General features: G+C 33.0%; 15 protein-coding genes. 5 read left to right on the forward strand and 10 right to left on the reverse strand.

Annotated features, from left to right (window positions below):
- Positions 1-13: 13 nt before the first annotated feature.
- Positions 14-1,378, reverse strand: a complete 1,365-nt coding sequence (locus QM538_01935; GenBank protein ID MDI9347243.1) for a Do family serine endopeptidase — start codon at positions 1,376-1,378, stop codon at positions 14-16.
- A 48-nt stretch (positions 1,379-1,426) separates the two neighbouring features.
- Between QM538_01935 and QM538_01940 the strand changes: the two genes are divergently transcribed.
- The gene (locus QM538_01940; protein MDI9347244.1) at positions 1,427-2,275 is read left to right on the forward strand and encodes a rhodanese-like domain-containing protein; all 849 of its coding nucleotides are present in this window, start codon (positions 1,427-1,429) and stop codon (positions 2,273-2,275) included.
- On the opposite strand, the gene orn is transcribed toward QM538_01940, so the two are convergent.
- The 9 genes from orn to QM538_01985 are packed head-to-tail and all read right to left on the reverse strand — an operon-like array spanning position 2,256 to position 11,062.
- Positions 2,256-2,807: an oligoribonuclease gene (orn, locus tag QM538_01945; GenBank protein MDI9347245.1), complete on the reverse strand. Its 552-nt coding sequence runs from the start codon at positions 2,805-2,807 to the stop codon at positions 2,256-2,258. The genes QM538_01940 and orn overlap by 20 nt on opposite strands.
- Positions 2,808-2,825: 18 nt before the next feature.
- Entirely contained in the window at positions 2,826-3,158 is a 333-nt protein-coding gene (locus tag QM538_01950) for a histidine triad nucleotide-binding protein (GenBank protein ID MDI9347246.1), read from the reverse strand.
- Between the two features lie 17 nt (positions 3,159-3,175).
- On the reverse strand, positions 3,176-3,775 hold the full coding sequence (gene recR / locus QM538_01955) for a recombination mediator RecR (GenBank protein ID MDI9347247.1): 600 nt from the start codon (positions 3,773-3,775) through the stop codon (positions 3,176-3,178).
- A gap of 1 nt (position 3,776) precedes the next feature.
- Positions 3,777-4,985, reverse strand: coding sequence for a DNA polymerase III subunit gamma/tau (gene dnaX / locus QM538_01960; GenBank protein ID MDI9347248.1), 1,209 nt, complete (start codon positions 4,983-4,985; stop codon positions 3,777-3,779).
- The gene (locus tag QM538_01965) at positions 4,982-7,279 is read right to left on the reverse strand and encodes an NADP-dependent malic enzyme (protein ID MDI9347249.1); all 2,298 of its coding nucleotides are present in this window, start codon (positions 7,277-7,279) and stop codon (positions 4,982-4,984) included. Before QM538_01965 ends, dnaX begins: the two co-directional genes overlap by 4 nt.
- 2 nt (positions 7,280-7,281) lie before the next feature.
- Complete coding sequence (locus tag QM538_01970; GenBank protein ID MDI9347250.1) at positions 7,282-8,028, reverse strand: DsbC family protein; 747 nt, start codon at positions 8,026-8,028, stop codon at positions 7,282-7,284.
- Between the two features lie 3 nt (positions 8,029-8,031).
- On the reverse strand, positions 8,032-8,904 hold the full coding sequence (locus QM538_01975) for a tyrosine-type recombinase/integrase (protein MDI9347251.1): 873 nt from the start codon (positions 8,902-8,904) through the stop codon (positions 8,032-8,034).
- Complete coding sequence (locus tag QM538_01980; GenBank protein ID MDI9347252.1) at positions 8,898-10,013, reverse strand: LptF/LptG family permease; 1,116 nt, start codon at positions 10,011-10,013, stop codon at positions 8,898-8,900. Before QM538_01980 ends, QM538_01975 begins: the two co-directional genes overlap by 7 nt.
- Complete coding sequence (locus QM538_01985; protein ID MDI9347253.1) at positions 10,010-11,062, reverse strand: LptF/LptG family permease; 1,053 nt, start codon at positions 11,060-11,062, stop codon at positions 10,010-10,012. The genes QM538_01980 and QM538_01985 overlap by 4 nt, the downstream gene beginning before the upstream one ends.
- A gap of 49 nt (positions 11,063-11,111) precedes the next feature.
- On the opposite strand from QM538_01985, the gene QM538_01990 reads away from it, so the two are divergent.
- Genes QM538_01990 through QM538_02005 form a run of 4 tightly spaced genes read left to right on the forward strand, consistent with a single transcriptional unit; the run spans position 11,112 to position 16,027 of the window.
- A complete protein-coding gene (locus QM538_01990; GenBank protein ID MDI9347254.1) occupies positions 11,112-12,638 on the forward strand; it encodes a leucyl aminopeptidase in 1,527 nt (508 codons plus the stop codon).
- Positions 12,625-13,074 carry a hypothetical protein gene (locus QM538_01995; GenBank protein ID MDI9347255.1) on the forward strand — a complete coding sequence of 150 codons (450 nt, stop codon included), beginning with the start codon at positions 12,625-12,627 and terminating at the stop codon, positions 13,072-13,074. The genes QM538_01990 and QM538_01995 overlap by 14 nt, the downstream gene beginning before the upstream one ends.
- Positions 13,075-13,080: 6 nt before the next feature.
- Positions 13,081-13,272, forward strand: coding sequence for a hypothetical protein (locus QM538_02000; GenBank protein MDI9347256.1), 192 nt, complete (start codon positions 13,081-13,083; stop codon positions 13,270-13,272).
- Complete coding sequence (locus QM538_02005; protein MDI9347257.1) at positions 13,262-16,027, forward strand: valine--tRNA ligase; 2,766 nt, start codon at positions 13,262-13,264, stop codon at positions 16,025-16,027. The genes QM538_02000 and QM538_02005 overlap by 11 nt, the downstream gene beginning before the upstream one ends.
- The last annotated feature ends 4 nt before the right edge of the window (positions 16,028-16,031 follow it).

Consider the following 16,031-nt stretch of genomic DNA (forward strand, 5'->3'; position numbering starts at 1 on the left):
TTGTACCTACACACTAAGGCGATTTTATCGGAATAAACATAGTGCTCGTCCCACGTTTAATAAAGAACGGAACTTGGGTGCCACTAGGAATTCCACGAATAGCAATTTGACAATCATCCACTGATTTAATGTCCTTTGATTTTATCCTTAAGATTAAATCACCAACTTGTATTCCAGAATTTACTGCAGGACCACTTTTAGTTATTTTTGCAACCTGAACACCCGTTTTTTCTTGCGTATTTTCAACTGTCATTCCATAAAAAGTGAACGTATTTGAACTTAACTGATCGTCAGGGTCTCCCGCATCATTGGTTTTAGAAATTTTAGAATTCTTGAGAGGAGATAAAGTTGCTGATATTTTTATTATTTTTCTATTTCTTAAAAGCTCTATCTCGATAGGAAAATTGACAGGTGTCGCGCCTACTATTGGCGGTAAATCTGAAGACTGCACTATTTCGTTATTGTTAAATTTCAATATTACATCTCCTGATTTTATACCTGCTTTTTCTGCTGGAGAATCAGAGACCACTTCCGCAACTAATGCTCCTGATGGTTTTTTTAAACCAAAACTATCGGCTAATTGTTTGGTAACTGTTTGTATTGAGACTCCTAACCATCCACGAATGATCTTTTTATTAGCCCTTAATTCAGTTACGATAGTTTTAACTGTGTCTATTGGAATTGCAAAAGAAAGCCCAATATATGTTCCAGTTTTGCTTACAATCATTGAATTTACCCCTACCACCTCTCCTTTTAAATTAATAAGAGGTCCACCTGAATTACCAGGGTTAGTAGGCACATCAGTTTGAATAAATGGCGTATAAATTTCATTTGCTAAACTTCTTGAAATTGCACTTACAATTCCTTTTGTTACGGTATGATCAAAACCAAATGGTGAGCCGATTGCCACGACCCATTCACCGACTTTTAAATCGGTTGAGTTTCCAAGTTTTGCAAATGGTAGATTAGTTGCTTCAATTTTGAGTAGTGCAATATCACTTACTTCATCACTGCCAATTACTTTAGCTGTATAAGTGCTGATGTCAGAAAGACTGACTTCTATTTCATCTGCGTCTTTAATAACATGATGGTTGGTAATTATATAACCATTTTTATCATAGATAAAACCAGAGCCAAATGATGTGCTTGGCGAGGAACTTTGGGGATCGCCAAAAAATCTCTTTAACAATTCATCTGGATCATTTCCTTTGCTCTCATCTTTATTTTTAGCTTGTGTTTCGGGGGCATTTTTCTTTGATGTAATATGAACAACATATTTAACACTGTTTTTTGCTAAGTCAGTAAAATCTGGTAAGGTATCTGCAAATGTTAACCCACTACAAAAAAATAAAATAACAACTAGTCGAACAAATTTCATAATATACACCTCAATAAATTTTATACATGTTATTATATCATGGACACCATGCACAGCAAACCTTTGTGGTATTCATCGAATGAATCTCTTTTAGATAGCGAAGTTCACTATCCAATAGTAATTGAAGTGGCTAAAAATTCTTCGATTAAATATCGACAATTAAAATTTCCGTCTAACTACTTATTTTTACCAATACAACAATTAATGAATACAAGATATGACCGAAATGGGTATTTATGCACTATTGAAGAATTTCAAAATGCATTTGGGGAACTTCTAAAAATAAGTAATGGGTATTTTTTCATCTGTGGAAATGATGACTACATATCAAGTTCACGCTGTATCTGGACAATGCACGCCTTCGGAATATACCACTGTTCAATTTGGAATGGCACTATCGAAAATTGCATTGCATATATCGAATCAGGTTTATTAAACAATAAATTTAGCAAGCCAATTATCACTAATCAAGCATTGCCAGTTTCCATAAATAATACCGTAATAGCTGATGCAAATTTCATAGTTTCACAAACTAACAATCCTTCGTATAAAATTCTTGATGTTAGAACAATAGAAGAATTTACTGGTGAGGAGAGAAAAAACTGCACACGAGGCGGACATATTCCAAACGCAATTCACTTACCTCATCTCTATTTTTATAGTGAAACAGACTCACGTGAGCTCAGGCCAGTAAATAATATATTAGATAAGTTAGTTTCGCTAGGTATAAATAAAGACAGTAAAGTTATTTGCTATTGCCACACCCACATGAGATCTTCTTTTGTATACTGCGTACTCAAATACTCTGGATTTCAACATGTTCTTGGATATCCAGGCGCATTTAATGATTGGGAATTAAATCATACCCGATCTGTAATTACCGGTTTTCAAAAATAATACTTTTATAGTACTTGATCTCTTTTATAGAATCTTTAATATCGTCCAATGCTCTATGCGCTGATTTTTTTTTATCCCGCTTCATCGCTCGATCTGGCAACCATCGATTAACTAATATTTTTAGTGTGCTGACATCTAAGTTCCTGTAATGAAAAAACTGTTCTAAATTTGGCATTAATCTTGCCATAAATCTTCTATCCTGGCATATAGAATTACCACACATTGGCGATTCGCCTGGATAGCAATACTTGCTTAAAAATTTAATAGTTATCTGTTCAGCCATTTCTACGGTAATTGAACTACCAAGCACGTCTTTAATTAGACCAGATTTTCCATGGTGCAACCTATTCCAATTATCCATTGAGTCCAACACATTGATTGGTTGATGGATCGTAAAATGGGGGCCGATTACCAACTCCTCAATATTTTTATCAGTTACAATTGTAGCAATTTCAAGTATTAAATCTGTGTCTGGATTTAGTCCAGTCATTTCTAAATCAACCCAAATTAGATTATCTTTACTAATCAGCATGGTAATTTTACATTCTTATTATCCAGGCGGCCAAGATAGTTTTCTACCAGCAAGTACATGCAAATGAATATGGCCTACGGTTTGTCCAGCGTCTTCATTACAGTTCATTACCAATCGGTAGCCTGAATTTGCATACCCTTTTTTACTTACAATTTCTTTAGCGCGAAATATCATTAAACCTATTAGATAAGCTTCATTTTCATTAATCTCATTAATTGTCTTTATTTGTTTTTTTGGTACTACTAAAAAGTGACAAGGGGCGTGAGGCGCAATGTCTTCAAAAGCAATTAATTCTTCATCCTCATAAAGTATTGTTGCCGGAATTTCTCTTGAAATAATTTTTATAAACAAATCTTCTATCATTTTATTTAATTCAGTTCTTTTCGCTCCATTAAAGCACAGGCCAAAGTAGTACTATCTACATATTCTAGCTCACTACCCGCAGGTAATCCATGGCTAATTCTAGTTATTTTTATTTTCAGATCACTGGTTAACTCTTTTATGTAATTTGCCGTGGCTGAACCCTCTACAGTTGCATTTGTTGCGATAATCATTTCTTTCACCCCCCCCTGCAATACTCGAGAGCGTAGAAGTGGCATACCTAACTCATAGGCGCCAATACCATCTAAAGGTGATAAATGACCCATTAACACAAAATATAAGCCATTAAATAGACCGATTTGTTCTATTAATAGCACATCGATTGGGTTTTCCACAATACATAGTATAGATTTGTCGCGTTTAGACTGAGAACAAATTACACACACTTCGGAAGTTGTAAAATTTCTACAAGAAGAGCAGCATGAGATTGAATCCATGGCGAATTCAATAGCTTTAGCTAGGCTTTTTCCACCAGGTCGATTTTTTTGAAGCAGGTGGTAAGACATTCTAACAGCAGACTTATGGCCAATGCCAGGAAGCATTGTAAAAGCAACTATTAGATCCTCAAGCACAGAATCACTTTTCATACTATTTGAATCTCTTTTGATGCTCTGTAATAGTTACTGTTGATAATGATGCTATTTGCTCAACAACAGGATGTGAGTTATTAGTAATTTTTGAATGTGTTGTAAATGGGCTAGAATTAGAATACTCTTTTGCACCCCAACTTTTATTTACTAATGCTATTCGTAGTATAGAGTTTATAACGGCAGATTTTCCATTTGGATAATACGAATAATTTTTTCTTGTGTCAAGTACAATTTGCATAAACACTTGTAATAAATGTGGCTGCAATTTTTGAAGCATCTCAGCAATTAAATAATGAGTATTATTTGTTTGATTAGAATAAGGCGCTAACGATGCTTGTTGCAATTCTTGAATTATAGTATCAAGTATCTGCAAAGGTTCACCGGAATAAGTGTCAATCATTTTAATAGCTGATTCAAAATCACTTTTGGAATCATTTACTACAAATTGAAAAAACAATTGCACTAACGATTGAGATGAAGGGCCTAAGATAGTTTTAACAGACTCTAAAGTAATTCCAGTATCTGAAGCAAATAAAGCTGTTTCCAAAATATTTAGAGAATCTCTAATGCTTCCATTTGCAGCCTCAGCAATTGCAATAAGAGATTCATTAGTATAATCAATTTTTTCATTCTGTAAAACCTTCGAAAGAACTGAAACGATCATATCAATTGGAACTGGTCTGAAATGAAATAGTAGGCATCTCGACCTAATAGTTTCAGGTATCATTTCTAACTCAGTTGTGGCAAAAATAAAAACTAGATATGGCGGAGGCTCTTCTAGAGTTTTTAGTAGAGCATTAAAACTATGTTTTGTTAGCATATGAACTTCGTCTAATAAAATTATTTTTTTTCTACTTATTGACGGTGGATAAATTGCAGTTTCCAGTAACTCTCTAGTTTCTTCGACCTTGGAGTGTGAAGCAGCGTCTAATTCAATAAAATCGATATAAGAATTTTCATCACAAGAAATACAATTTCTGCACTTTAAACAAGGTGTAGGTGTGATCCCATTTTCACAATTTAAACTTTTTACCAATATTCTTGCGAGGCTAGTTTTTCCAACTCCTCTAGTGCCTGAGAATAAATACGCATGGTGAACTTTTTCTACTTCAAGCGATTTGGAAATAGGGATAACAATGTGCTCTTGCCCGACCATATCAGTCATAATCTTTGGTCTATATGTTCTTGCAAGCGCAATGTGATTCATAGTTTTTCTTGTGATGATTCAATTTTTGATTGAATGTATTTCGTAATATTAAAAATACTTCTCGAGGAAACAGTGTTGGTAAGTATGTGTGCAGGATACGCACATCCAGCCAATATTGAGGCTATAACATCTTGATTTGCAGATGTGGCTTTAAGTAGTCTAAATGAGATACTTGCAGAATCCATGTCAGGCATAATAAGCAAATTAGCATTTTCATGCATCAACTTATTGTTAGCAAGTAACTCACTTCTAATTGAATAATGCAACGCAGCATCGGGCATCATTTCTCCATCAATTGCTATTGTGGGATATTTTTTTTGTAAAATATTTACGGCATCGCTCATTTTCACCGCTTGAGGTAGATTAGAGCTTCCAAAACTTGAATGCGATAATAAAGCAATTTTAGGCATCAACTTAAATTGACGCACCACATCAATTGATAACTCAGTTATTTCTACTAATTCTTGCACAGTTGGTTGAACTGTAACTTGAGTATCGGCAATAAAAATTGTCTGGTCTTTAAGAAACGCAACACTGACTGAACAATAATTTTTTATACCATTTTCTTTTCCTAGTATTTGATCAATATAAAAGAGATGGTCTTTGAACGCTCCAGTGGTACCACACACTAAAGCATCACCTTCACCCTTTTTAAGTAAAAGTGAGCCAATTACAGTTTGATTGGTTAGTAGTAATTTTCTTGCATTTGGGATTGATACTCCTTTTCTCCCAGCAATTTCATGATAACTTTCCCAATATTCTCTATACCGTGGATCATCTTGCGGATCAACTATCTGAAAATCTTTATCGACTTGTATTCGGAGATTAAGTCTATTAATATACTGTTCAATAACAGTTTTTCTTCCAACAAGAATAGGGAACGATATTTTATTTTCAATTGTTGACTGTGCGGCACGTAACACTCTGTGGTCTTCACCTTCAGAAAAGATAACCTTAATTAATTTTGCGCTTTTTTTTGTTCTTAGCCCTAAAGCACTCCAAGAAGTTCTGGTCACAATTCGTTCAAGTGATAACCGGTACTGTTCAATATCCACAATTGGTTTTGTAGCCACACCATCTTTCATTGCGGCTAAAGCAACCGCAGGGGCAATTTCCATCACTAGTCTAGAATCAAAAGGCTTAGGTAAAATATAGTCTCTTCCAAACACCATTTCATTTCCACCATACGCCCCAGCTATAAATTCATCTACTTCTCTAGTGGCTAATTGTGCAATAGCTTTTGCACACGCAATTTTCATTCCATGAGTAATTTTAAGTGCACCTACGTCTAAAGCTCCACGAAAAAGGAAAGGAAAGCAAAGCACATTGTTTACTTGATTTGGAAAATCAGATCTACCTGTAGCGCAAAGTGCGTCTGGTCGCACTGCAATTACATCATTTGGGTTAATTTCTGGAATAGGGTTTGCCAAACAAAACAATATTGGATTGGGAGCCATGGTTTTTACCATTTCTTGAGTGCAAATATTACCCACTGATAATCCAAGAAAAACATCACAACCATTAATAGCTTCAGATAACGTTCTTAATGATGTTTGCAAAGCAAACTGTTCTTTATGAGGAGGTGTAATTTTTGCATCTCTGCCTTTGTAAATAACCCCAAACTCATCGCACGCAATTATATTTTCCTTTAAGACCCCAACAGACTTGAACATATTTAAACATGAAGTACCTGCTGCACCTATCCCCACCGCACACACTTTTACTTTTTGCGGATCTTTTTGAACAACACTCAATGCGTTAAGAAATGCCGCGACCACTACAATTGCTGTGCCATGTTGATCATCATGAAAAACTGGAATATTCATTCTTTCTTGCAATATTCTTTCTATGTCAAAACATTCAGGGGATTTTATATCCTCTAAATTTATTCCACCAAATGTTGGCTCTAATGAAGACACAATATCACAAAACGCTTCAACAGAAGTTTGTTTTATTTCTAGATCAAAAACATTAATATCTGCAAATTTTTTAAAAAGCACTGCCTTACCTTCCATTACTGGTTTTGCAGCATATGGTCCGATATCACCCAATCCTAACACTGCTGTACCATTTGTGATCACACCAACAAGATTACTTCTAGAAGTATACGTATTTATTAATGTTTGATCTTTTGATATTTCAATACATGGCTCAGCAACACCAGGTGAATATGCTAACGATAAATCATGACTAGTATGCATTGACTTTGTTGGACAAATTTCAAGCTTACCAGCTGGGAACGAAGAGTGGTACTCTAATGCTTGTTTTTTAAATATTTTCTTTGCATCATCCATAGTTAATTTTCCAATTTAAGTCTATCTTTTAATTCTTCTGGAGTTAGGAATCCTCCGATAACACTTCCATTTCCAGTTATTATCATAGGGGTTCCAGATAACTGAATTTCCCTTCCTAAAGTCTCAGACTTTAGCAAGAAATCATTTTTACAAGAGATGACCGGAATAGTATTATTGTTAATTAAATTATCAAAAATAACATTTCTTTCTGATTTAGTAACGCATAATATATTGGACATATGCTGTGCTGAATTTGAGTTTGCACCCTCTCTTGAAAATAAAATATAATTTACCGTTATTCCTAAGGCAACCACTGATGATATTTGCTTATGGAATTTCTTACAGTAACCACAAGTATAGTCAGTAAAAATAAAAACCCGTTGTTTATTCTCGGGCGGGCCGTATTGTAGCATATTCTCAAACCCAAATGAACTTAGTTTTTGAATAACTGATTTTTGTATTTGTTTAGAGATTAGTTTCGTTTTTTTTTCTAGGTCATACATTTCACCTACAATCAAGTACCGAGAGGTAGAATCTATATAAAATTGTTGAGTTCCAATAGTTACTTCGAACAATTTAGTTACTGGGGTCTTTGAAACAATAATACCATCGAGATCATTTTTTGAATACATCCCTTCAAATATTGTTTTAATTTTTTTTATATCTGGAAGTGGGTTAACTTCACTATAGGAAAGGTGTGTGTAAAATAACAACATAGTCAGAAGAGGCGCAAGTAAATTATGATTCATGCGCTATCCTCTTGGATGATGTTTAGAGTGAAAATCAACTAGTTTATTTTTTGCTACATGTAAATACTTTTGAGTTGTTGCAATTGACGCGTGGCCAAGTAACAACTGCAATGACCTAATGTCAGCGCCATTATTGAGCATATGAGTTGCGAAGGCATGTCTTAGACTATGAGGTGAGCATTTCTTTTCTAAATGAATTTGCTTTCCTAAGGAATGTATGAGCGACCACACATACTGACGAGACAGTAATGTGCCATTTTTTTTTGCTGGAAACAAATAATCAGATACACTAGAATTCTTGGATAAGTTCTCACTCAAGTAATTGGTAATTATTTTTTGAGCGATATCACTCAAGGGAACAGCTCGCTCCTTCCCGCCTTTGCCGACAACTCTAATTATACCTTCTTGTAATTTTATTTGACTTATTCGTAGCGATATCACTTCTGATACTCTTAAACCACAACCATAAAGAAGTTCTAAAATAATTAGTTCTTGCCCACTATAATTACTTTTAACTTTTTCAATTAAATTAAACATAGAACGCACTTCATTTACAGATAAAGTAATTGGTAATGTTTGGCTGTTTTTTTTGGCAATCTGTATCGACACTTCTTTACTAGCTATATCGGGATACTGTTTAGACTTCCAAGAAATAAATGAAACAAAAGTAGTTCTTTTTCTATGTTGCGAACTTATAGAGTACTGTTTAAGATATGAACTGATGCGATCGGTACTATATACTACTTCAGATTTTGCAAATTTCGAGTTGTGCCATTGATGATATACTTTTAGGTCAGATAAATATGACGCAACGGTATTTTTAGCTAATCCTTTTGTTAGCAACAAGTACCTTGTGTATGATTCAATATTTAACATTGTGTCGATTTATTATACCAATTTTTTAATGTGTAAAAAATTAGTGTTATATAAATCAAATAAAATAAAAGGTAGAGAGATATTGAAGTGAAAGATTGGATGATAATATTCTGGGTTAAAAGTATTATGAATAAAGAAAAAAATATTATTGCGATAGACCTTTTAATCTTATAACTATTGGCTCTAGACTTTGGGATTCGTAAGATACTTAAAAGCGCAAGACATGAAAAAGTAACTATAGCAATAAGATTTGAGAACCTTGATATAATTTCAACGATTAGATCGTAAGGTATTACTTGGTTTCGATATTGAATAAAAGAATACCACACCAAGGTTCTTACCGATAACCCATGATGTGGTAAAGTTAGCATTTTTATACTTCGATACTCAATAAAATTAGTTTCTTGTACTAATTCTTTTTCAATCTTACGATATGATAGCTCCTTTGGTATGTGTTCTTGTACTCTATATAACTCCCATATTTTTTTCTCATAATTATATTTTGCATTTTTAATTAAGACTACTTTTTGCAATTCTCCATTATTTGATACAAATATTTGCATAACGCTAGATAACAGTTGAGGGTTTCCATATTGCTCAAACAACAATACACCGTATGGAGTTTTAAACCAATATTGATTTTGTTTTTCAAAATAATTTTTTGACTTAATTTTATTTTTCAATTCATCTAAGTAACGATAAGAACTAGGTATTAGTAATTCAGTGCACAATAAAGAAATAAGTACCATAATCAGAGAAAATAACATTGTAATTTTTAGAAATAAACTTACTTTCATAGATAATGAAATGCAGGCAACGTATTCGTTTGATTTTATTTTCTGATACATTGTAAAAAGTACTCCGACAGCACAAGACAGAGGTAATAGGAGCACAAAATAATAGCTGAAACCTTGGGTGATTGTTAGTGCTATGCTATCAATTAACGGAATTTCATCAATTCTAAATTCCCTAAAAGTGTTAATCATTCTAAATATGCCGAAAATAAATACCATCACAAGACTAAATAGCAGAGAGTTGAGAATAATATTTTTAATAATTAAGTGAGTGATTGTCGGTGGCATTTTTAATAATGTATACAGTCTCTTCATTGTAGATTCCATTTTCTTTTAAACATAACCACCATGAATAAGATTGTTGCACTTATCCACGAAATCAATGTGTAAGGTTCTATACCATTTATTGATACTATATCTAAATTTGCATATATCGATCTCGTTATAAAATATAAAAAAATAATTGGGATTGCCTTAAATCCAGTTCGATTGCCTAAAGTTTTTACCGAAAGTATTATTACAATTATTGGAAATAAAAGTAACTGGATTATCCCAACGCATCTTTCATACATAATGTTTAATTTTTCATTAATTGGCAATTTAAATAATTCTGATGTTGGATAATAGACATTTTTATTACTATTAAATATTAACTTTGGCGTGATTGTTTGCGATTTAGATTTATATTTTGTATAAATTATTATTTCAGGTTTATCGTACTGTAAAAATAATTGACTTCCGTTATTAAAAACAAGCTCTGGTGTATTATGAGTTGTACTTATTGCTAATTTTTCTGTGACATCGACGAAAACACCTTTTTTGTTTGTTTTAAATAAAATTGTAGGGTAAAAATAATTCGTACTATTAATAGTGTTACTTGATCCTAAAAATAGAATAATATCATTTCCAAAAGATGAAAAGCTACGTTCTTTTAGATCTGATATTTTATTTTTTACATACAGAGATGAAAAAAGCACATCCCGCTCATAAAATACACGAGGCACTACAAAATTAACCATGACAAACGCAATCACAGCAATTGGAAAAATAATTGAGTATACCAATTTAATTAGTTTATCAAAACCAAAACCAAGCGAGCAAAGTGCGATTAACTCTCTATTATTAATCATTGAATAAATAAAATACAACGTAGCAAAAAAAGCAGTGGCAGGTAAGATTGTTTGAACTACATCAGGAAAAATACTATAGAACATAGCTTGAAATAAAATTTCTAACTTCATATTTGTAATAGAAAATTTAGAATTTAATGACAGCGCATGTATAAACACATATATTGCTATAAACATAGCAAAGATAAGCATAAACACACGGATAAATTTTATTCTAATAAATTCAAGTGCCATTCGTTATACTATATTATGACAAAGTAAGATAAAATAAATGAACTAAACGATGGTACATTCATTTTCAACAAAAATACCGGCAATTTATGTCGGTATTAATCGTAGTTTTCCCGCCAATGGTTGTCTAGTTGCGCTTATTAGAGAAGATGCGATTATTGATGAAAAAAGTTACGACTACAATACAAGGCAATGTATTAAGACTACATTACATATGGGCGATATGCCAAAGGGATTCGCCATAACTCATACTACCCCACTCTTAATACCTAGAAATATCAAGCAGAAAAGGATTGTGATGGTGCAATTAACAAAACAATCTATTTCAAGCTATTTTAAACTTATTGATCTAAGTCATAAAATCGCAAAAGCAATTATTAATACAAATGCAAAACATGTGATTTTGAATTCTGGAATTATTTTACAGGAATATAACAAATATTCTTTAGATAAAAATGAAAATGAAATTCAAGAATCCGATGTGATTTCAATATTTTTAAGAGAATTGCTTCTTCAACAACTTTTTTCTAAAAATAAATCAATAGAATCGATAAATTTTATTGTAAGTGCTATAAAAAAAGAACATTCCTCAGTAATTGCAAACACTGTAGCAATTTCAAGAGCAATGCATTGGTCAATTGAATTATCAAATTTACCAAGCAATAAATGCACCCCAAAAATCCTTGCCCAAGAAGCTAAAAAGATATGCTCTCAATTCACTAATCTAACGTTAACTATCCATAGTACAAACTCTATAAATAAATTGAACATGGGAGGTGTATTGGCGATATCAAAAGGTTCTGTGAATGCTCCATATTTTATTGAAGTGTCTTACAAACCAAAAAAATCAACCTCTAAAAAACCCATTGTATTAGTTGGAAAAGGAGTTACATTTGACAGTGGTGGAATTTCATTAAAGCCTTCTAAACAAATGGACGAAATGAAATATGACATGTGTGGCGCCTCTACAACGCTTGCTACAATCTTTGCATGTGCATACGCTAAATTACCTATACATGTACAGGTACTAGTTCCAGTTGTTGAAAATATGCCAAGTGGCTCCAGTATAAAACCTGGAGACGTAATCACAACACATTCTGGTAAAACAATTGAAATACTAAACACCGACGCTGAGGGGAGAGTAATTCTTGCGGATATGCTTAGTTACGCTGAAAATTTTAAACCAAGATTTCTCATTGATGTTGCTACTTTAACTGGAGCATGTATAACTGCGCTAGGTAGAGATTTTTGTGCGGTAATCAGTAATCAGCAAGAATTAGCCGATACGCTAATTCAATCCGGACGAAAAGCATTTGATTGCTGCTGGCAATTACCACTTCATGAGCCTTATCGTGAATCATTGCACAGTAACTTTGCTTCTATTGCAAATATTGGAAATGGCGAGGCTGGAACAATTATTGGTGCAGTATTTTTAAAAGATTTTGTCAATCCTAAAACTCCTTGGGCACATCTTGATATCGCTAGTGTTGCATGGAAATCTGGTATAACAAAGAGCGCTACTGGTAGACCTATTCCATTACTTTATGCCTTTATACAATCCAAACTTGATTACAACTAAATTTTTATTTTATAAAGACACTGACAAAAATAAAATGTTAGAAAAACAATTGTGTGAGTACTGTGCTCAATCTATCAAACAACCCAGTGCGCTACTGTACATACTTTGCCATGAACTTGATTTTTCTTATGTTAGTAACATGTTGTATACAACAAAACAGATAAGTTTACTTGTGCATGAAAAAGAACATCACGAGGACGTGAATCTAGTGAAGATAATAATTGGAAATGGCTCGACACTTCATAATTCTAATTACTCTCAAATAATTTTGTATGTTTCAAATAATTCAAATTATTTACCAATAACCATTCCCAACTCATTGACTGAGATAAGATTATTTGCAAAATTAGAAGAGAGACAAAAACAAGTATCCAAACTTTATTTCGATTATTTTAAATCATGTTTAATTAAAATTAATTCGTACACCTTTGACTAATACAGTATGAAAGAAGAATCCCCAATCATTCCAACGCTTCATAAAACCATAAAAAAAACAATAGCTAATTCTCCATACATATCGGAAAAAGAATTATATGAGATTGTTCATCCGATTCTTGAAAAGTATATTAAACAAATTACCAAGGAAATAGTTCAAAACGTTTTAAGTATATATAAAAAACAAAATGAAAGATAAATATTATCCTGGCAATAAATTTGAAAATATAGACTATCAAAATTGCTTGGATAAGGGTTATTTTAAACCCACTCAATCTGGATCGCCATATACTATCTCGCTCCCTCCACCTAATGTTACAGGCTCGCTGCACATGGGCCATGCATTTCAAGCTACATTAATTGATTTTTTAATTCGATTTCATAGAATGAAGGGTTTTTCTTGTCTCTGGCAACCAGGGATAGATCACGCGGGCATCGCTACGCAATTAGTTGTAGAAAGATCTTTAGCAAAAACAAACCAATTTAAACAGGACTTCAGTAGAGATAATTTTATAAATGAAGTTTGGAAATGGAAAAATCAATCTGGTAATATAATTATTGATCAGTTAAAACAATTACTGGTTACCGCTGATTGGTCGAGAAATTGTTTTACAATGGACGAGTCATATAACCACGCTGTGTTAGTCGCATTTAAAGAACTGTATGAAGATAATTTAATTTACAGAGGGGAGCGATTAGTTAACTGGGACACTTCTTTACAAACTGCTATTTCTGATTTAGAGGTAATTCATCAACAAGAATTATCTTGGCTTTATTTTATTAATTACCCAATTATTGGAAGTAATAAAATGGTTACTATTGCGACCACTAGACCTGAAACTTTATTTGGCGATGTGGCACTTGCCTTTCACCCAGATGATGAAAGGTATAAACATTTACAAAACACATTTGTCCAACTTCCGCTTACTAATAAACAAATTCCCATAATTTCAGACACCAGTATAGATCCAATATTTGGAACTGGATTAGTTAAAATCACACCTGCTCATGATACAAATGACTTCGAAATTGGCAAGAGACACTCGTTACCATTAAATACTATTTTTAATTTGGATGGTACGTTAAAATCTAACACACACAAGGCAATTGCAGGTATGAAAATACTGCAAGCTAGGACTATCGTGGTTGGATTACTTGAAGCTGAAAACTTAGTAGAAAAAAAAATCGAACATACAATTAGCGTTCCTAGAGGTGACAGGAGTGGAGTAATAATAGAACCAATGTTAACAAAACAATGGTATATTGACTTAACTTCACAATATGGCAAGGAAAAATTAGTTACACCTGCACGAAATGCAATTTTAAATTCAAGCATTTCAGTAATCCCAAAAGATTGGAAATCCACTTATTTACAATGGATTGACTCTATACAGGATTGGTGCATTAGTAGGCAGATTTGGTGGGGACATCAAATCCCTATCTGGTATGACAAAGATGGCAATCACTATTGTGGGACAGAAGAAAAAGAGGTTAGGAACAAGCATGGTCTACATGATTCAATTTCTTTATCTAAAGATCCAGATGTTCTTGATACTTGGTTTTCATCTGCATTATGGCCACTTGCGACTCAAGGTTGGCCAAAGTCAACACCTGATTTAAGTCGATATCCAAATACCGTACTGGTAACTGGATTTGATATTTTATTTTTCTGGGTTATTAGAATGGTATTATTTGGTGTTTATTTTGGAAAAACTGTACCATTTAAGGCTATCTATATGCACGGATTAGTCAGGGATGCTCAGGGAAACAAAATGTCAAAATCTAAAGGAAATGTAATTGACCCATTAGATCTAGTCTCGGGTATTTCACTAGAAGCATTGGTTGAAAAGCGATCCAATAGCGTAATTCAAGATAGACAAAAAAAAATAATTCGTGAGAGCACTATAAAGCAATTCCCTAATGGTATTGAAGGATATGGGGTGGATGCTCTACGGTTTAGTTTCGCTAGTATGTCAAATAGTGGAAGAGATATAAGATTTGATTTGAAAAGAATAGAGGGGTATAGAAATTTTTGTAATAAATTGTTTAATGCTGGTAAATTTATCTTTCCTTATAATACTTGCCAAAACACACTAAGCAATGACGCTCTTTTCAATAATAAAGATATAAGAGTTGTTTGGATAATGGGAAAATTTAAGAACATGCTTGGACAATATCATATTGCAATGGATGAGTACCGTTTTGACAATGCCACCAACGCTATGTATCATTTTGTTTGGGATGATTATTGCAATTGGTATCTTGAATGGGTAAAAAATGATATATCAAATAATATCGCAATACAACAAACCACAGTGGCGCTCTACCATGAGATTTTGAAATGTTTATCGCCAATTATCCCTGGTATTACATCATATATTTGGAAAGAGTTTAATAGCAGTAACTCAGATTGCATGATGCAATCTATTAAAAATCCAGAGCAATTCAGTCACGATCAAAGTGTTGAGGAATTTATGGAACATATTCAACGTGTTATTATTCAGATTAGATATTTAAGAGAGTTATTAGCGATCCCACCAACAAACCAAACAACAATAACTCTTTATAATACAGCCGAACTTATGAACACACAACTACAAAAACATAGATCTTTGCTAGATTCTAGACTTAAAAATACTAAGATCCAGTTAATTAGTAATATACATGAATTTTCTGAAGTTTCAAAAACCATTCCGATGAGAATAGAAAACACAACTTGTTATTTACACTACCAAGCCACCAATCAAGAAATTAGTATTTTAATTCAAGATATCACCAGGAAGACAATCATTTCAGAAAATACCATAAATAAATTTAATGCGATGTTGAATTCTGAACAATTTATAAGCAAAGCACCTGAATCAGTAATTACCGAGTATCGAGAAAATCTAATTAAAGAAGCAGAAAAAGTAAATGCCTATAATTCAATCTTAAACTGTCTAAAAGTAAATTGAATTA

The organism is Candidatus Methylacidiphilales bacterium (genome assembly GCA_030054035.1).
Lineage (GTDB): Bacteria > Pseudomonadota > Gammaproteobacteria > JASGCS01 > JASGCS01 > JASGCS01.